This window comes from Streptomyces sp. SS8, from assembly GCF_054072955.1.
The window spans coordinates 205,989-223,865 of the sequence record NZ_JBSVCZ010000007.1 but is presented as its reverse complement, the minus strand read 5'-3'; the positions used below and the strand labels follow the sequence as shown (position 1 = coordinate 223,865).

At 74.4% G+C, this 17,877-nt stretch carries 13 protein-coding genes; 4 read left to right on the top strand and 9 right to left on the bottom strand.

Annotation, left to right across the window (positions count from 1 at the left end; translation table 11 throughout):
• Nucleotides 1-144: 144 nt before the first annotated feature.
• The 4 genes from ACW69E_RS09995 to ACW69E_RS09980 all read right to left on the bottom strand — a co-directional run bounded on the left by ACW69E_RS09995 (nt 145) and on the right by ACW69E_RS09980 (nt 8,453).
• A complete protein-coding gene (locus ACW69E_RS09995) occupies nt 145-1,839 on the bottom strand; it encodes a succinic semialdehyde dehydrogenase (RefSeq protein ID WP_457497789.1) in 1,695 nt (564 codons plus the stop codon).
• 179 nt (nt 1,840-2,018) lie between these two features.
• Entirely contained in the window at nt 2,019-4,421 is a 2,403-nt protein-coding gene (locus tag ACW69E_RS09990) for a serine/threonine protein kinase (RefSeq protein WP_457497788.1), read from the bottom strand.
• A gap of 141 nt (nt 4,422-4,562) precedes the next feature.
• Nucleotides 4,563-6,530 (bottom strand): serine/threonine-protein kinase, encoded by a 1,968-nt coding sequence (locus ACW69E_RS09985; protein ID WP_457497787.1) that lies wholly within the window; start codon nt 6,528-6,530, stop codon nt 4,563-4,565.
• 207 nt (nt 6,531-6,737) lie between these two features.
• The gene (locus tag ACW69E_RS09980; RefSeq protein WP_457497786.1) at nt 6,738-8,453 is read right to left on the bottom strand and encodes a glycerol-3-phosphate dehydrogenase/oxidase; all 1,716 of its coding nucleotides are present in this window, start codon (nt 8,451-8,453) and stop codon (nt 6,738-6,740) included.
• Nucleotides 8,454-8,691: 238 nt separating this feature from the next.
• Between ACW69E_RS09980 and ACW69E_RS09975 the strand changes: the two genes are divergently transcribed.
• The gene (locus ACW69E_RS09975) at nt 8,692-9,954 is read left to right on the top strand and encodes a nucleotide sugar dehydrogenase (RefSeq protein ID WP_457497785.1); all 1,263 of its coding nucleotides are present in this window, start codon (nt 8,692-8,694) and stop codon (nt 9,952-9,954) included.
• 138 nt (nt 9,955-10,092) lie between these two features.
• On the opposite strand, the gene ACW69E_RS09970 is transcribed toward ACW69E_RS09975, so the two are convergent.
• From ACW69E_RS09970 to ACW69E_RS09955, 4 genes are all read right to left on the bottom strand, one after another.
• Entirely contained in the window at nt 10,093-11,202 is a 1,110-nt protein-coding gene (locus ACW69E_RS09970; RefSeq protein WP_457497784.1) for a GuaB3 family IMP dehydrogenase-related protein, read from the bottom strand.
• Between the two features lie 88 nt (nt 11,203-11,290).
• Nucleotides 11,291-12,811 (bottom strand): IMP dehydrogenase, encoded by a 1,521-nt coding sequence (guaB, locus tag ACW69E_RS09965; protein ID WP_457497783.1) that lies wholly within the window; start codon nt 12,809-12,811, stop codon nt 11,291-11,293.
• 168 nt (nt 12,812-12,979) lie between these two features.
• Nucleotides 12,980-13,576 carry a sigma-70 family RNA polymerase sigma factor gene (locus ACW69E_RS09960; RefSeq protein ID WP_277347750.1) on the bottom strand — a complete coding sequence of 199 codons (597 nt, stop codon included), beginning with the start codon at nt 13,574-13,576 and terminating at the stop codon, nt 12,980-12,982.
• Between the two features lie 367 nt (nt 13,577-13,943).
• On the bottom strand, nt 13,944-14,555 hold the full coding sequence (locus ACW69E_RS09955) for a response regulator transcription factor (protein WP_003948568.1): 612 nt from the start codon (nt 14,553-14,555) through the stop codon (nt 13,944-13,946).
• 387 nt (nt 14,556-14,942) lie between these two features.
• Between ACW69E_RS09955 and ACW69E_RS09950 the strand changes: the two genes are divergently transcribed.
• On the top strand, nt 14,943-15,248 hold the full coding sequence (locus tag ACW69E_RS09950) for a WhiB family transcriptional regulator (protein ID WP_457497782.1): 306 nt from the start codon (nt 14,943-14,945) through the stop codon (nt 15,246-15,248).
• A gap of 86 nt (nt 15,249-15,334) precedes the next feature.
• Here the strand turns inward: ACW69E_RS09950 and ACW69E_RS09945 are convergent, their stop codons facing one another.
• On the bottom strand, nt 15,335-16,255 hold the full coding sequence (locus ACW69E_RS09945) for a LysR family transcriptional regulator (RefSeq protein ID WP_457497781.1): 921 nt from the start codon (nt 16,253-16,255) through the stop codon (nt 15,335-15,337).
• Between the two features lie 80 nt (nt 16,256-16,335).
• Between ACW69E_RS09945 and ACW69E_RS09940 the strand changes: the two genes are divergently transcribed.
• Nucleotides 16,336-17,025, top strand: coding sequence for an MOSC domain-containing protein (locus ACW69E_RS09940; protein ID WP_457497780.1), 690 nt, complete (start codon nt 16,336-16,338; stop codon nt 17,023-17,025).
• Nucleotides 17,026-17,072: 47 nt separating this feature from the next.
• Entirely contained in the window at nt 17,073-17,843 is a 771-nt protein-coding gene (locus ACW69E_RS09935; protein WP_457497779.1) for an SDR family NAD(P)-dependent oxidoreductase, read from the top strand.
• Nucleotides 17,844-17,877: the final 34 nt, after the last annotated feature.

Genomic DNA, 17,877 nt, shown 5'->3' with positions numbered 1-17,877 from the left:
AGGGCCGCGGCGGGCCGGACGGCTGCTGCGCTGCTTCGTCCTGCGGTCGGGACACGGGTACCTCCGGTGGTGCGTATCGGTTCCGGGGAAGGAGGCGGAAGAGAAGAGGGGGCGGGGACGTGGACGGGGCGGCGGGAAGGCGCGTCAGCGGAGGCGGAACGCCTTCATCACCCGCAGGGAGGCGCTCATGAAGGCCGCGTACTTCTCGTCGTCCATGCCGAGCGACGGGGCCATGGGCAGCAGCCGCTGGGTGGCGACGGTCTGCGCCTCGGTGTACTTGAGGATGCCCTCCGAGCCGTGCCGGCGGCCCACCCCGGAATCGCCCATGCCGCCCATCGGCGACTGGACGCTGCCGTAGGCGGCGGCGTAGCCCTCGTTGACGTTCACCGTGCCGGTGCGCAGCCGGGCGGCGATCTCGCGGCCCCGGCGGGTGTTCTTGGTCCAGACGCTGGAGTTGAGGCCGTAGGGGGTGGCGTTGGCCAGCGCGACCGCCTCGTCCTCGTCGGTGAAGCGGTAGACGGAGACGACGGGGCCGAAGGTCTCCTCGCCGCAGACGGCCATGGGCGCGGTGACGCCCTCCAGGACGGTCGGCTCGTAGAACAGCGGGCCGACGTCGGGGCGTGCTCTGCCGCCGACCAGGACCTTGGCGCCCTTGGCGATGGCGTCGTCCACGTGCCGCACCACGTTCTCCAGCTGCCGTCGCGAGACGAGCGATCCCATGTCGGCGCCGTAGGCGAGCGCCGAGCCCAGGCGCAGCGCCCTGGTGCGTGCGGTGAACCGCTCCAGGAAGGCGTCGGCGACCGAGGCGTGCACGTAGAGCCGCTCGATGGAGATGCACAGCTGCCCGGCCGAGGAGAAGGCCGCTCGCACCGCGCCCTCGGCCGCGTGGTCGAGGTCGGCGTCCTCCAGCACCAGCATGGCGTTCTTGCCGCCCAGCTCCAGCGAGGTCCCCACCAGGCGGAACGCGGCCCGCTGGGCGACCTCGCGGCCGGTACGGGTGGAGCCGGTGAAGGAGACGTAGTCGGCGTGGTCGACGACGGCCGGGCCGACGACCGGCCCCTCGCCGATCACGATCTGCCAGACGTCGGCGGGCAGTCCGGCCTCGATCAGCAGGTCGCGCGCCCACAGGGCGGTCAGCGCGGTCTCGGTGTCGGGCTTCATGACGACGGCGTTGCCGGCGGCGAAGGCGGGCAGGGCGTCGCCGACCGACAGCTCCAGCGGGTAGTTCCACGGGGCGATCTGCCCGACCACGCCCTTGGGGTGGCGCAGCTCCCGTACCCGGGTGAGCACCGGGATGGCGCCGGTGTGGTTGCGGGGGCGCAGGTACGCCGGGGCCTTGCGGCCGTAGTGGCGGGCGGCGACGGCGACCGCCTGCACCTCCTCGTGGGCGTGCAGCCGCGTCTTGCCGGTCTCCAGCTGGACCAGGTCCAGCACCTCCGGCTGGCGGGCCAGCAGCAGGTCGTGGAAGCGCAGCAGGACGGCGGCGCGCTCGCGTACCGGCCGCGCCGCCCACGCCCGCTGCGCCTCGCGGGCCCGGGCGTAGGCCTCGGCGACCTCGGCGGGGGTGGATTCGGGCAGGTCGGCCAGCTTCTCACCGGTGAAGGGGGTGTGGCAGGCGGTGCGGCCGCTGCCCGTCAGACCTCGGGTCAGCCGGGCGACCAGCTCGCCGGTCACCACCTCGGCGGCGGTACGGGCGGCGGCGGGAGCGGTGGCGACCGGGTTGCCGGCCGTCGTGGGCGCGGCCGGCGCGGCGGGGGCCGCGGCGACCGCGGGGGCGTCGGGGGCGGTGCCCGTCGTCTGCGCCGCCCCGGTGGCGGCGGTACCTGGCGAATCCGTCATACCGGGGAGGGTACGGCGTGGGAAACCTTCTGTGTACCCGGCGGTAACCACTTTTCACGGAATCCGCCAGTGATCACTGGCGCAGACCGCGCGCATGTGGGCGGAGGAGCGGAGAACGGCCCGGGAAACGGCCGGGAAACGGTCCTGGACGCCGGGGCCGGAGCGCGGCCGGGCGCGGCTCAGCCGGTGGCGCGGTAGGTGTCGGCGATCGTGTCGAAGACGCGGTCGATGTCGTCCCTCCGGCTCTCCGGCCCCCTGACCAGCACCGAGTGGTAGCGGCCGTCCAGGATGACCGCCCGGTCGCACATGTAGGTGCTGTCCGCGCCCTCGCGCCAGCTGAACCGGCCCTCGGCCATCACCGTCCGGCCCACCTGTATCCGCCGCATCCCGGAGCTGGTCGCCCAGTCCGCGGCGCGGTACGCGTCCAGCTCCCGCTGGTCGTCGGTGAGGTACGCCATCGCGTCCGAGCCGTACTCCTCGGTGGTGTCCCGTCCGGACACCACGACGATCTCCAGGCCCCCGTGTGTGAAGACCGTCCGCCCCCGGCCGTCCGGCCCCGTCCGCCGGGCCTCCTCGGGGAGCGCGATCCGGAAGCCGGACGCGTCCTTGTGCAGCTTGTAGCCGTCGAGCCCCTCCACCGGATCGCCGGCCTGCGGCCGCTCGGTGCCGGGCTCCTTCGAGCCCTCGGGCCCGTCCGGGCCTCCGTCCTCGTCCTCCGGCGGCGGGGCTTCCTCGCCGGGCTCCCCGTGCTCCCCCGGCTGCTCCGGCTGCGCGCCCACGCTGCCGGGCCGCCGGTCGGCGCTGTTCCCGGAGGGGCCTGCGCCGCCGGGCATGTACACGGCCGCGTACACCAGCGTCCCGGTCAGCAGCAGGAGGATCAGCCCGACCAGGAGCATGCCCAGCCGGCGCGGCGACCTCTGCTTCCGGGCGCGCCGGTGCCGGGCGTGGGTGGCCACCGGGGACCGCTCCGCCCGCTTCCTGCGCACCAGCTCGCCCCGCCGCCTTATGATCGGCAGCCGCCTGGGGTCGGCGGGCCGGCCCGCCTCCAGCGGGAGCGGCGCGGTGACCGTGTGCAGCCCGACCTCGGGCTCGGGCGCGGAGCGGATCAGGGAGCGCAGCCAGCCGCCCAGTTCCTCGAAGTCGGGCCGCTCGGTCGGGTCCTGGCGCAGCAGCGACTCCACGACGGGCCGCAGCGCACCGCACTCCTCGGCGAACGCGGGCGGCTCGGCGCACACCATCTGCACCAGCTCGGCCGCCGACTCCTCGGGGTAGGGGGCGTGCCCCTGGACGGCCCGGAACAGCAGCGCGCCCAGGCCCCACAGATCGGCCGCCGGGCCGACCGGCGGGGCCAGCCGCCAGTTCTCGTAGACGGGCCCGGCCTGCTCGGGGGCCCAGCGCTCGGTGACGGCGCCGACGATCGCCATCCTGGTCTGGCGGGCGCGTTCGGCGGCGAGCGCGGTGGTGGGGCCGCGGTAGCGGTCGCCGCCCTCCTCGCCCCAGCCCGGCGCGGGCGGCGTCCGCTCGCCGTGCGGCTCCTCGCCGAACGCCCCGTCGCCGTACGCCTCACCGCCGAACGCCCCGTCGCCGTACGCCTCACCGTACGGGGCCGAGCCGCCGGGGGGCACCGGGCGCAGGTCCCCGGCCTGTCCGCCGGCCTCGCCCCTGCGCGCCTCGACCTCGGCCCGGGCCGCGGCGGCGCGCGTACCGGCCCGGTACGCGGCGATGGCGCCGCTGCGCGCGGCGCGCTCGGCGGCCGGGCCGCCGGGCTCCGGACGCCCGCCGCCGTGGGGGGTGTGGTGGCCGTGTGCCGCGTGCTCCCCCGCCTCAGGGCCCTCGTCGGCGCCGGGGCCGGCCAGCTGGCGGGGCACACCGCCCGTCGCAGGGCCCTGGCCCGCCCCCCGGTAGCCGGGCGGCAGGCCGGGGACGCCGGCCCCGGGCACCTCGTCCGCCGAACCGTCCGCGGGGCCGTCCACATGGCCGCGCGGCAGCACGCTCGGCGGCGCCGGGAGGGGGTCGTACCCGCACAGGGCCTCCTCCGCCGCGCCGGCGGCCAGCCCGGTGAGCACGGCCCGGCCGTCGTCGCAGACGAGGACGGTGCGGGGGGTGATGTTGCGGTGGACCCAGCCGTGCGCGTGGACCGCGCGCAGGGCCGTGAGCAGGTCGGCCGCCAGCTCCGCCGCCCGGTGGGGGCTCAGCGGGCGCTCGGCCAGCAGGGCGGCCAGCGGCCGGGCCGCGACCAGTTCGCTGACGATCCACAGGCCGTCGCCCTCGACGAAGACGTCGAAGACCTGATCGAGCCGCGGGTGGTCGGGTATCCGGGAGGCGGCCAGCGCCGCCTCCACCGCGCGCCGCACGGCGGGATCGGCCGGGCGCCGCGTGGCGCGGCCGGCGCGGTCGTGCCCGTAGCCGCCCCCGCCGACGAACTCGGCCTCGACGACCTCCGGCAGCGGCACCTGGCGGACCAGCACCTCCTGCCCGCTGGCCGTGTCGTACGCGCGGGACTCCACCAGCTCGTACTCGTCCGACGGCGGACGCGGCAAGCGGTACCGCCCGGCCAGCAGCCGACCCGAGTACTCGTCCACGGCGCCCTCCCCACACGGACTGATGCCCTACGGCCCGTCAGGATCCGTTCCCGCGGGCCGGATCGAGGACGCACAGGGTCTGCGTACTATCACGATACGTGCCCGGGCGGCCTCGCGTCGCCCGTCGGCCGGTTGTCCGTCTCAGTCCCGGGGGCGGAACGTCCGGAACGCGGTCTCGCGCACCGTGCGGCACTCCTCGCCGTCCCACTTCTCCGCCTCACAGGTGATCATGATGGCGTAGCCGTGGGTGTCGTCGACCCGGAAGCCGCGGTTGAGGACGCGCACCCGCTTCCCGCTCTCCACGCGTTCGAACGTCCAGTCCGCGACGGTCGGGTAGTCCCGCCACTTCACGGGCTCGATGTCCACCAGGGAGTAGCCGGTGCTGCTGCCGCGCACGGCGGGCTCCAGGGAGCGCCAGGCGCCCGCCGCGCTGTCCCCGGGGCTGCCGTTGAAGTCGACCTGGATCTTGGGGTAACCGCCGCCGCGCGGGGCGTACTTGCCGCCGGAGTTCCTTCCCGCTATCCCGGCGCGCTCGTAACCCTCGGGCATGGCCATCGAGAAGTGGAAGCGGTCGTCGGTGACCTTCTCGTAGCCCTCGGGCAGCCCCTCGCCGCCCTGTCCGCCCTTGCCGCCGTCCTCGCCGCCTTCCCGCTTCTCCCCGTCGTCCTTCCCGCCGTCCTCGTCGGCGGACGGCTCGGAGGAGGGCTCGGTGGACGGCTCGGAGGGGGAAGCGCCCGGCCCGCCGTCCTTGCCGTCCTGCCCGTCCCCACCGGAGTCCTGCCCGGCGGTCGGGTCCGCGGACGTGCCGGATCCGGCCCGTCCGCCGGGCTCGTCGTCACCCGCGAACGCGACGGCCAGGACGGTGCCGAGCAGGGCCAGCACCACGACGGCGACCACCGCGAGCCCGGCGGGCTGACGCGCCATACGGGCCGCGCGGGCCAAACCGGCCGGGACGGCGGTGGTGGCCGCGCTCCCGCCGGCCGCCCCGGGGGCGCCCGCGGCGGCCTTGCCGCCGGTCTTCTCCCCGGTCCCTTCGGCCTTCTCCTCCCCGGCCCTGGGCTCCTCGCCGCGCCCGGCCGGGGCTGTCGCCGCGGCCGCGCGTACGGACCGCAGCGCCTCGCGCAGCCGCTCCCCGCCCGTGCCGTTCGAGCCCGAAGCACCGGACGCACCGGACGCACCGGACGCACCGGCGCCCGCCCCGGCCACCGGGAGCACGGTCGTACGGGTGCCCTCCGGCTCCTCCTTCTTCTTCTCTCCCCCGGCCCCCGGCCCGCGGGCCGCGCGCTCCAGCAGCGCCCGCGCGCCCGGCTCATCCAGCCGCTTGTCCGGGTCCTTGTCCAGCAGGCCGTGGATGACCGCCTCCAGGGCACCGGCGCGCTCGGGGGGCTCCAGCGGCTCGGTCATCACCGCGGTCAGGGTGGCGATCGCCGACCCCTTGTCGTACGGCGGGTGGCCCTCCACCGCCGCGTACAGCAGCCCGCCCAGCGACCACAGGTCGGACGGCGGGCCGGGGCGCTGACCGCGCGCCCGCTCCGGCGCTATGTAGGAGGGCGCGCCGACCAGCATGCCGGTGGAGGTGAGGGAGGGGTCGCCCTCGATCTGGGCGATGCCGAAGTCGGTGAGGACGACCCGGCCGTCCTCGTCCGCGATCAGGACGTTGGAGGGCTTCACGTCGCGGTGCAGGATGCCCTCGCGGTGCGCGGCGCGCAGCACGTCGAGGATCGCCAGGCCCACCTCGGCCGCCCGTCGCGGCTCCAGCGGGCCGTCCTCGCGCAGCACGTCGGCCAGGGAGCGGCCGTCGATCAGCTCCATGACGATCCAGGGGCGGTCGTCCTCGTCGACCACGTCGTAGACGGTGACGGCGCTGCTGCTGCGGATGCGCGCGATGGCCTTGGCCTCACGCAGCGTGCGGGTGATCAGCCGGCGCTTCTCCTCCTCGTCGATGCTGGAGGGGAAGCGCAGTTCCTTCACCGCGACGGTACGGCCCAGGACCTCGTCCTCGGCCCGCCACACGGTGCCCATCCCACCGCGGCCCAGGACGTCGCCCAGCCGGTAGCGCCCGCCCAGCAGCCGTCCGGCCTTCTTGCCGCGGCCGTCCACGTCGCTCATGCGTCCCCTCACACTCAGCCCGCCCCAGCAGTGGCCCCATTCTCCCCCACGGGGCGGACCGCGGTGCACGCGGCCGGGGACACACAACCGGAACGGCGGTGCGCGGGGCCCGGGCTGACGCCCCGGCATCCGCGGACGCGCCGGGCGTGCCCGCCCACCGCCCGCGCGGCGGCCGCCGGTGACGGTCCGTCACCGGCGGCCGGTCCGTCACAGCGGCTGGAGCGGCACGATGTCCGGCGCGCCCAGGCGGGCGGCGTCGGCGGTCTGGTCGTCGGGCTGGCGCTGGGACTCCCGCTCGGCCTCGACCCGCTTGTGGTAGTGCTCCACCTCGCGGTCGATCTGCCCGGCGTCCCAGCCGAGCACCGGGGCCATCAGCTCGGCGCACTCCCGCGCGCTGCGCGTGCCGCGGTCGAAGGTCTCGATGGAGATGCGGGTGCGGCGGGTGAGGACGTCGTCCAGGTGGCGCGCGCCCTCGTGCGTGCAGGCGTACACCACCTCCGCCCTGAGGTAGTCGTCCGCGCACGGCAGCGGCTCGCCCAGGCTCGGGTCGGCGGCGACCAGTTCCAGCACCTCGTCGGTCAGCGAGCCGTACCGGCCCAGCAGATGCTCCACGCGCGCCACGTGCAGCCCGGTGCGGGCGGCGATGCGGGCGCGGGCGTTCCACATCGCGTGGTAACCCTCGGCCCCGACCAGCGGCACCTCCTCCGTGGTGCACTCGGCGACGCGGTGGTCGAGCCCGTGGACGGCCTCGTCGACCGCGTCCTTGGCCATCACCCGGTACGTCGTGTACTTGCCGCCCGCGACGACCACCAGGCCCGGCACCGGGTGGGTGACGGTGTGTTCGCGCGAGAGCTTGCTGGTGGCGTCCGACTCCCCGGCGAGCAGGGGGCGCAGTCCGGCGTACACGCCCTCCACGTCGTCGCGGGTGAGCGGTACGGCCAGCACCGAGTTGACGCGGTCGAGCAGGTAGTCGATGTCGGCGCTGGAGGCAGCCGGGTGGGCCTTGTCCAGGTCCCATTCGGTGTCGGTGGTGCCGACGATCCAGTGCCGTCCCCAGGGGATGACGAACAGCACGCTCTTCTCGGTGCGCAGGATCAGCCCGGTGGTGGAGTGGATGCGGTCGCGGGGCACGACCAGGTGGATGCCCTTGGAGGCGCGGACGTGGAACTGCCCGCGTTCGGCGGTCAGCCGCTGGGTGTCGTCGGTCCACACGCCGGTGGCGTTGACGACCTGCCTGGCCCGGATCTCGTACTCGCCGCCCTGCTCCAGGTCCTCCACCCGGGCGCCGACCACGCGTTCGCCCTCGCGCAGGAAGCCCACCACGCGGGCCCGGTTGGCGGCGTGGGCGCCGTAGGCGGCGGCGGTGCGCACCAGGGCGGCCACGTAGCGGGCGTCGTCCATCTGCGCGTCGTAGTACTGCAGGGCGCCCACCAGCGCGTCCTTGCGCAGGGCGGGTGCCGCGCGCAGGGCCTGGCGGCGCGTCAGGTGCCGGTGGTGGGGCAGGCCGCGGCCGCGCCCGGAGGCCGTGGCGAGCACGTCGTACAGCGCGACGCCGGAGCCCGCGTACAGCCGCTCCCAGCCGCGGTGCCGCAGCGGGTAGAGGAAGGGGACGGGCCTGACCAGGTGGGGGGCGATCCGCTGGAGCAGCAGCCCGCGCTCCTTGAGCGCCTCGCGCACCAGCGCGAAGTCCAGCATCTCCAGATAGCGCAGCCCGCCGTGGATGAGCTTGCTGGAGCGGCTGGAGGTGCCCGAGGCCCAGTCGCGCGCCTCGACGATGCCCGTCGACAGGCCGCGGGTCGCCGCGTCCAGGACGGTGCCGGCGCCCACCACCCCTCCGCCGACGACCAGTATGTCCAGTTCGCGCTCCGACATGCGGGCGAGCGCCTCGGCCCGCTCGGCCGGTCCCAGTGCCGCTGTCCTCACGACTGCCTCCCTGATGTGCCGATGCCCCGGTCGATTGCCCGTCCGTACACCTGTCCGTATGTCTGTCCGTACCCGCCCTGGCACCTACCCGCTCGTCCGCCGATCGCACGACTTCGACCCGGGCGGACACCGCTCCGCACGCAATCCACCATATCTGTCATATATGCGCTTAACCTGACATCGCCCCATAAGCCAGCCAGCCCCACGATTCCGCCGACGGGGGAAGGGACGCCGCCTCATGCCCGCAGATCTCGCCGTCCTCGGTCTGGGTCGTCTGGGTCTTCCCGCGGCCCGGGCCGCCGCGGCCGCCGGTATCCGCACCATCGGCTACGACCCCGACGAGCACGCCGTGCGCGAGCTGGGCGCCGGCCGCCCGCCGGCGGGCGGCGGGCTGTCGGCGGCCGAGGTGCGCAAGATGGCCTCGGCCGGCTTCCGCGCCACCTCGGACCCGTCCGTGCTGGGCCGGGTCCGCACCGCCCTGATCTGCGCCCCCACCCCGCAGGGCGAGGGCCGCGCCCCGGACCTGGGCGCGGTACGGGCGGCGGCGCTCACGCTCGGTGAGCGGCTGCGCCCGAGGACCACGGTCGTGGTGGAGTCCGCCGTCCACCCCGGCGGCACCGAGGAGTACGTCGCCCCGCTGCTGGAGAAGGCCTCGGGGCTGCGGGCCGGGCACGACTTCCACCTCGCCTGCGCCCCCTCCCGCCTCGACCCCGGCAACCGCTCCCACGGCTACACCAACACCCCGCGGGTGATCGGGGGGCTGACCCCGGCCTGCACGGAGGCCGCCGCCGCCTTCTACGGGCGGCTGGTCGAGAAGGTGGTGCGGGCCCGCGGACTGCGCGAGGCCGAGACGACGGCGGTGCTGGAGACCAACTTCCGGCATGTGAACATCGCCCTGGTCAACGAGATGGCCGTGCTCTGCCACGACCTCGGCGTGGACCTTTGGGACGTGATCCGCTGCGCGGAGACCAAGCCGTTCGGCTTCCAGGCCTTCCGGCCGGGCCCGGGCGTGGGCGGCCACGGCGTCCCCGTCGACCCCGCCTGCCTGGACCGCGCGGGGCGCACCCCTGGCTACCCGCTGCGCCTGGTCGAGGTCGCACAGGAGGCCAACGCCCGGATGCCGCGCTATGTGGCCCAGCGCGCGGCGACCCTGCTCAACGAGCACGGCAAGTCGGCCCGCGGCGCCCGCGTCCTGCTGCTGGGCGTCACCTACAAGCCCGACCTGGCCGACCGGACCGGCTCCCCCGCCCCCGAGATCGCCCTGCGGCTGATGGAGCTGGGGGCACAGATCGGCTACCACGACCCGCATGTGCCGCAGTGGCGGGTGGCCGGCCGTCCCGTCCCGCGCGCCGACTCCCTCTACGAGGCCGCCGCCGCGGCCGACCTCACCCTGCTCCTCCAGCACCACCGCGTCTACGACCTGCAGAGTCTGTCGGCCAAGGCCCAGCTCCTGCTGGACACCCGCGGCGCCAGCCCGACGGGGGCGGCCCACCGGCTGTGACGCGGGCGCCCGGCGCGCGCACGGAAAAAGGGTCCGGGCCCGGTGGTGCGTCCACCGGGCCCGGACCCTTTTTCCGTCATGCGAGTCCTGTCACACGAGTCCCGCCATGCGGGTCCCGCCGTACGCGCGCGCCCGCGCTCAGCGGGAGACGGTGACCTCCACGCGCTGGAACTCCTTGAGCTCCGAGTAGCCCGTGGTGGCCATCGCCCGGCGCAGGGCGCCGAAGAAGTTCATGTGGCCCTCGGGGCTGTGCGAGGGGCCGAGCAGGATCTCCTCGGTGGTCCCGACCGTGCCGAGGTTGACGCGCCTGCCGCGCGGCACGTCCTCGTGGACGGCCTCCATGCCCCAGTGGTGCCCGTGGCCGGGCGCGTCGGTGGCGCGGGCCAGCGGGGAGCCCATCATCACCGCGTCCGCGCCGCAGGCGATGGCCTTGGGCAGGTCGCCGGACCAGCCCACGCCGCCGTCGGCGATGACGTGGACGTACCGGCCTCCGGACTCGTCCAGGTAGTCGCGGCGGGCCGCCGCCACGTCGGCGACGGCGGTGGCCATCGGCACCTGGATGCCCAGCACGTTGCGGGTGGTGTGCGCGGCGCCGCCGCCGAAGCCGACGAGCACGCCGGCCGCGCCGGTGCGCATCAGGTGCAGCGCGGCGGTGTACGTGGCGCAGCCGCCGACGATGACGGGGACGTCGAGCTCGTAGATGAACTGCTTGAGGTTGAGCGGTTCGGCCGCCGAGGAGACGTGCTCGGCGGAGACGGTGGTGCCGCGGATGACGAAGATGTCCACGCCCGCGTCCACGACCGCCTTGGAGAACTGCGCGGTGCGCTGCGGCGACAGCGCGGCGGCCGTCACCACGCCGGAGTCGCGCACCTCCTTGATCCGCCGGCCGATCAGCTCCTCCTGGATGGGGGCGGAGTAGATCTCCTGGAGCCGGCGGGTCGCCGCTGCCTCGTCCATCTCGGCGATCTCGTGGAGCAGCGGCTCGGGGTCCTCGTAACGCGTCCACAGGCCTTCGAGGTTGAGCACCCCCAGGCCGCCCAGCTCGCCGATGCGGATCGCGGTGCGCGGCGAGACGACCGAGTCCATCGGGGCGGCCAGGAACGGCAGCTCGAAGCGGTAGGCGTCGATCTGCCAGGCGATCGAGACCTCCTTCGGGTCCCGCGTGCGGCGACTGGGCACCACCGCGATGTCGTCGAAGGCGTACGCCCGCCTCCCGCGCTTGCCGCGGCCGATCTCGATCTCAGTCACGTGCTGTGCCCTTCCTACGGTCTACGCCCCCAGTATCCCCGAGCGGGGCACCGGGGGCGCGCACCGGGGGAGCCGGCGGCGGTCCGTCTCAGCGCCGGGAGTAGTTCGGCGCCTCGGTCGTCATCTGGACGTCGTGCGGGTGGCTCTCCTTGAGCCCGGCCGCGGTGATGCGCACGAAGCGGCCCTTCGCCTTCAGCTCCGGGACCGTCCGGCCGCCGACGTAGAACATCGACTGGCGCAGGCCGCCGACGAGCTGGTGCACCACCGCGCCCAGCGGGCCGCGGTAGGGGACCTGGCCCTCGACGCCCTCGGGGACGAGCTTGTCGTCGGCGGCGACCGCCTCCTGGAAGTAGCGGTCCTTGGAGTAGGACTTGGCCTGGCCGCGCGACTGCATCGCGCCCAGCGAGCCCATGCCGCGGTAGGACTTGAACTGCTTGCCGTTGATGAACAGCAGCTCGCCCGGCGACTCCTCGCAGCCCGCCAGCAGGCTGCCGAGCATCACGGTGTCGGCGCCGGCGACCAGGGCCTTGGCGATGTCGCCGCTGTACTGCAGCCCACCGTCGCCGATGACCGGGACGCCGCTCTCCCGCGCGGCGAGCGCGGCCTCGTAGATCGCGGTGACCTGCGGGACGCCGATGCCGGCGACGACGCGGGTGGTGCAGATCGAGCCCGGCCCGACGCCGACCTTGACGCCGTCGGCGCCGGAGTCGATCAGCGCCCTGGCCCCGTCGCGGGTGGCGACGTTGCCGCCGACCACGTCGACCGAGGAGTTGGACTTGATCTTGGCGACCATCTCGCCGACCAGCCTGGAGTGGCCGTGCGCGGTGTCCACGACGATGAAGTCGGCACCCGCCTCGATCAGCGCCTGGGCCCGCTCGAAGGCGTCGCCGGCCACACCGACCGCCGCGCCGACGATGAGGCGGCCCTCGGCGTCCTTGGCGGCGTGCGGGTACTTCTCCGCCTTGACGAAGTCCTTGACGGTGATCAGGCCCTTGAGCACGCCCTCGCCGTCGACCAGCGGCAGCTTCTCGATCTTGTGGCGGCGCAGCAGTTCCATGGCGTCCGCGCGCGAGATGCCCACCTTGCCGGTGACCAGCGGCATCGGCGTCATGACCTCGCGGACCTCGCGGCTGCGGTCGGTCTCGAAGGCCATGTCGCGGTTGGTGACGATGCCCAGCAGCTTGCCGGAGGCGTCGGTGACCGGCACGCCGCTGATGCGGAAGCGGCCGCACAGCTCGTCGGCCTCGCGCAGCGTGGCGTCGGGGCGGATGGTGATCGGGTCGGTGACCATGCCGGACTCCGACCGTTTGACCTGGTCGACCTGGTCGGCCTGGTCCTCGATCGAGAGGTTGCGGTGCAGCACGCCGACGCCGCCCTGCCGGGCCATGGCGATCGCCATGCGGGCCTCGGTGACCTTGTCCATCGCCGCGGAGATCAGCGGGACGTTCACCTTCACGTTGCGCGAGACGTACGAGGAGGTGTCGATGTCCTGCGGGGCCATGTCCGACTCGCCCGGCAGCAGCAGCACGTCGTCGTAGGTCAGCCCGAGTGCGGCGAACTTCGCGGGAACCCCGTCGGCACTGCTGTCACTGCCGACGTTGTCCGTCATGACGCCTTCCATGGCACCTTCCCCAATACTCTTGCCCGGCGCGGACGTCCATGCTAACGGGCTCGGGAGGAGCCCCGTACCGCCGCGGGACCCCGGCGGGATCGCCGCCGGAGCGCTCACCGGATGGCCGGACGGCCTGATGGCCGGATGACTGTGATCGGCCCCGGATCACTGCTCCGCGAGGGCGCGCAGCCGCGACAGGGCTCGATGCTGGGCAACGCGCACGGCCCCCGGGGACATTCCGAGCATCTGCCCGGTCTCCTCGGCGGTGAGCCCGACCGCCACCCGCAGCAGCACCAGTTCGCGCTGGTGCTCGGGAAGGTTGGCCAGCAGTTTCCTCGCCCACTCCGCGTCGCTGCTCAGCAGGGCCCGCTCCTCCGGGCCGAGCGAGTCGTCGGGCCGTTCGGGCATCTCGTCCGAGGGCACCGCCGTGCTGCCCGGTCCGCGCATGGCGGCCCGCTGCAGATCGGCGACCTTGTGCTGGGCGATGGCGACCACGAACGCCTCGAAGGGCTTGCCGGTGTCGCGGTAGCGCGGCAGGGCGCACAGCACCGCCAGGCACACCTCCTGCGCCAGGTCGTCCACGAAGTGCCGGGCGTCTCCGGGCAGCCGGGTCAGCCGCGTCCTGCAGTACCGCAGGGCGAGGGGGTGGACACGGGCGAGGAGGTCGTGGGTGGCCCGCTCGTCGCCCTCCACAGCGCGCCGGACGAGGGCACCGATCTCACCGCGGCCGTCGGCCGGGGATGGCGTCTCGTCGTCACGCATCGGTCCATGGTGCACCCGGCGCGGCCGTTCCGCCGCACCCCGTCCGTGGTTGTGCACTGAAGCGTTATGGGCAGGGGCACTCGCTGTCACGTCCCGCGCCCTCCCCTCACGCCCGGCCGTCACGTCCCCGAGGAACTCCATACATCCAGGATGCGGCACACCGGAGATTACGACACCGGCCCGTCTCCCGAAGGCCTCGCCTCCCGGTGCTCCGGGACCGGCGGGGCGCGCGGGGCGGCGTCAGGTGCGTGCGACGGCGCCTGTGGCGGGCCGAGGGCCCGGCGGCGCGGCGTGGGGGCACCCCCGGCCGGAGGCCGGGGGTGGGCGTGCCTGACGCCGCCCCGCGGACGGGACTTCCGGGAACGCCCTAGCGGACGAGACCCCAGCGGAAGCCGAGCGCCACGGCGTGCGCCCGGTCGGAGGCGCCGAGCTTCTTGAACAGCCTCCGCGCATGGGTCTTCACCGTGTCCTCGGACAGGAACAGCTCGCGGCCGATCTCGGCGTTGGAACGGCCGTGGCTCATGCCCTCCAGCACCTGGATCTCGCGGGCGGTGAGCGTCGGCGCGGCGCCCATCTCGGCCGAGCGCAGCCGCCTCGGCGCGAGCCGCCAGGTGGGGTCGGCCAGCGCCTGGGTGACCGTGGCCCGCAGTTCGGCGCGCGAGGCGTCCTTGTGCAGGTAGCCGCGGGCGCCGGCGGCGACGGCGAGCGCGACGCCGTCCAGGTCCTCGGCCACGGTCAGCATGATGATGCGGGCGCCGGGGTCGGCCGACAGCAGACGCCGCACGGTCTCGACACCGCCCAGGCCCGGCATCCGGACGTCCATGAGGATGAGGTCGGACCGGTCGGCGCCCCAGCGGCGGAGGACTTCCTCGCCGTTGGCCGCCGTCGTCACACGTTCCACGCCGGGCACGGTCGCGACCGCGCGGCGCAGCGCCTCTCGGGCAAGCGGGGAGTCGTCGCAGACGAGGACGGAAGTCATGATCGCCCTCCGCAGCTCATGCGCATCACCTTAGGCCTCCAGGGCTGGTACGAATCGTCACCTGTGCGGTTGACCGCCCCGGACATCCGTCCGGCACTTGTCTGTGTCAACCGCCTCCGCACACTCAACGACGGTCACCCGAAAGAGTTACGGTCTCCGGCGCCCGCTTTCAACACCCTACGTGATGGCGTCGACACGGAGGGGCTATCCCGCGCAGATCAGCAGCCGTGTCGTCATTTGCCCTGTTTGGCGGGTTTTCTTTTTATTACTCGCGTATGTCCCGAAAATCTCGAAGATGCATATTTACATCTACTCATACCGTGGATGTACGGTCGTGACTGTTCTCGACTGGTTCACCAGCATCAGTTCGCTTCGAGAGGACAAGCCATGGCAGATTTCTCCCGCCTTCCGGGTCCCAACGCCGATCTGTGGGACTGGCAGCTGCTGGCCGCCTGTCGAGGAGTCGACAGCTCGCTGTTCTTCCACCCCGAGGGGGAGCGCGGAGCGGCCCGCAGCGCACGCGAGGCGTCCGCGAAGGAGGTGTGCATGCGCTGCCCGGTCCGGGCGGAGTGCGCCGCCCACGCGCTCACCGTGCGTGAGCCGTACGGGGTGTGGGGCGGACTGACCGAGGACGAACGCGAGGAGCTCATGGGCCGGGCCCGCACCAGGCTGATCGGCGTGGCCGGGGTGTAGCGCGCCGCTCCCCCGCACGCCCTTCCGAGTGCTCCCCCGGCGCCCGGCGCGGGCGCGGGCGCCGGACGGGCCGGGCCCGTTCCGCGTCAGCGGCGGGCCGAGTCCGACAGCCGGTCCAGCATGGCCGCGACCGCCGGCACCCGGGCGAGGTCCGGCAGCGTCAGCGCCACCACCTCGCGCCGCACCTCGGGGCTGATGCCCACGGTCCGCACGCCCCGGGGCCGCACCGACTCCACCGCGAGCTCCGGCAGCACGGCCACGCCCAGCCCAGCCCCCACCAGCCCCACCAGGGCCGGGTAGTCGTCGGTGGCGAAATCGATCCGCGGGGTGAAGCCCGCCCTCTCGCACACCTCCACCAGATGACCGCGGCAGAGCGGGCAGCCCGCGATCCAGGACTCCCCGGCCAGTTCCGCCAGCCCGACGTCCTTCCCCGCCCGCGCCGCACGCGCCAGACGGTGGCCCTCGGGGACCAGTCCCACCAGCCGCTCGGTCAGCAGCGGCCGTACCACCAGATCCCCCCACTCCGGGTCGCTCTCCACCGGTCCGGCGGCGTCCGGGTACCGGTAGGCGAGGGCGATGTCGCACTCGCCCTCGCGGAGCGCCTCCACCGAGCGCGGCGGCTGCGCCTCGGTCAGCGACACCCGGGCCCCGGGGTACTCCGCCCGCATCGCGGCGACGGCCGCGGGCACGATCGCGGAGCTGGCGCTGGGGAAGGACACCAGCCGGACCCGGCCCGCCCGCAGCCCGGCGATGGCGGCCACCTCCTCCTCGGCGGCGGCCAGACCGGCCAGGATCCCCGCCGCGTGCCGCACCAGCGCCTCGCCGGCCTCGGTCAGGCGCGTCTCACGGCCCGCGCGCACCAGCAGCGCGGTGCCCGCGGCCTGTTCCAGGACCTTCATCTGCTGGCTGACGGCGGGCTGCGTACAGCCCAGCGCGCGGGCGGCGGCCGAGAGGGAACCGGTACGGGCCACCGCGCGCAGCACACGGAGATGGCGTGCCTCGATCACTCCCCCACCATAAGCAGTCACCGGCGCACGGCCCCCTGTCCGTTTCGCGCGCCCGCGGGCGTCCTTCTACCCTGCGCGGCATGCGGCTTCTCTCCGTGAACCTCGCCCGCCCCCGGTCCGTCGGCTACACCAGCGCTCCGGGCGGCCTCACCGGCATCGACAAACGCCCGGCCGACGGCCCGGTCGCCGTTTCCGCCCCCGGCTCCGGCGGCGGCAGCGGACTGGCCGGGGACCTCATCGGCGACCCGGACTTCCACGGTGGCGACGACCAGGCGGTGTACGCCTTCGCCCGGGAGGACCTGGACGGCTGGGAGAAGGTCCTCGGCCGCGAACTGCCGGGCGGTGTCTTCGGCGAGAACCTCACCACCGCCGGCGCCGACGTGAACGGTGCGCTGATCGGCGAGCGCTGGCGGATCGGGCCGGACGCGGTGCTGGAGGTCTCCTGTGCCCGCACCCCCTGCCGCACCTTCGCCGGCCGGCTGGGGGAGATGGGGATCCTGCCGACGGAGCGGGGGGCGGGGTGGATGAAGGCGTTCACCCGGGCCGCCGCGCCCGGGGCGTACCTGCGGGTGGCCGAGCCCGGCGAGATCCGCGCCGGGGACCGGATCGAGGTCCTGCACCGGCCCGGCCACGGGGTGACCGTCTCCCTGCTCTTCCGCGCCCTGACCACCGAGCGTTCGCTGCTCCCCCGCATCCTGGCCGCCGGCGGCGCGCTGGCCTCCGCCGCACGGGAGGAGGCGCTGAAGTACACCGCGAAGTACGCCTCCTGACGCATCCGGCGCACGGCCCGCCGGCCCCGGCCGGATAGCGTGCCCGTATGACGACTGCACTGATCACAGGGGCCACGGCCGGTATCGGCGCCGCCTTCGCCCGGCGGCTGGCACGCGACGGGCACAACGTGGTGCTGGTCGCCCGGGACACCGAGCGGCTGCGGCGGCACGCCACCGAACTGCACGACCGGCACGGCGTCGAGGCGTCCATAATCACCGCCGACCTGGCCACCGACGAGGGCATCGCGGCGGTCGAAGAGCGGCTCGGCGACCGGAAGCACCCGGTGGACCTGCTGGTCAACAACGCCGGATTCGGCAACAGGGGCCGCTATCTGGAGGTTCCGATGGCGGACGAGCTGCGCATGCTCAAGGTGCACTGCGAGGCCGTGCTGCGGCTGACCTCGGCCGCCGCGGAGCGCATGCGCGAGCGGGGCCGCGGCGGCGTCGTCAACGTGGCCTCGGTGGCGGCCTTCGTACCGCGCGGCACCTACGGCGCCTCCAAGGCATGGGTCGTGCAGTTCACCCAGGGCGCGGCGCGGGACCTGGGACCGTCGGGGGTGCGGCTGATGGCGCTGTGCCCGGGTTTCGTGCGCACCGAGTTCCACCGGCGTGCGGGGATGTCGGCACAGAGCGTGCCGGGCTGGATGTGGCTGAACGCCGACCGGGTGGTGGACGCGGCCCTGGAGGACCTGGCCAGGGGGAAGACGCTGTCCGTGCCGGACCCGCGCTACAAGGCCCTGCTGGGTCTGGCCCGGCTGGCGCCGCGCGGCCTGGTCTCGCGCGCCTCCTCCACCACCGGGCGCTTCAGCCCGAGGTGAGGGGCGTGCCACCGTTCTTACGGCCGCCCCGCTC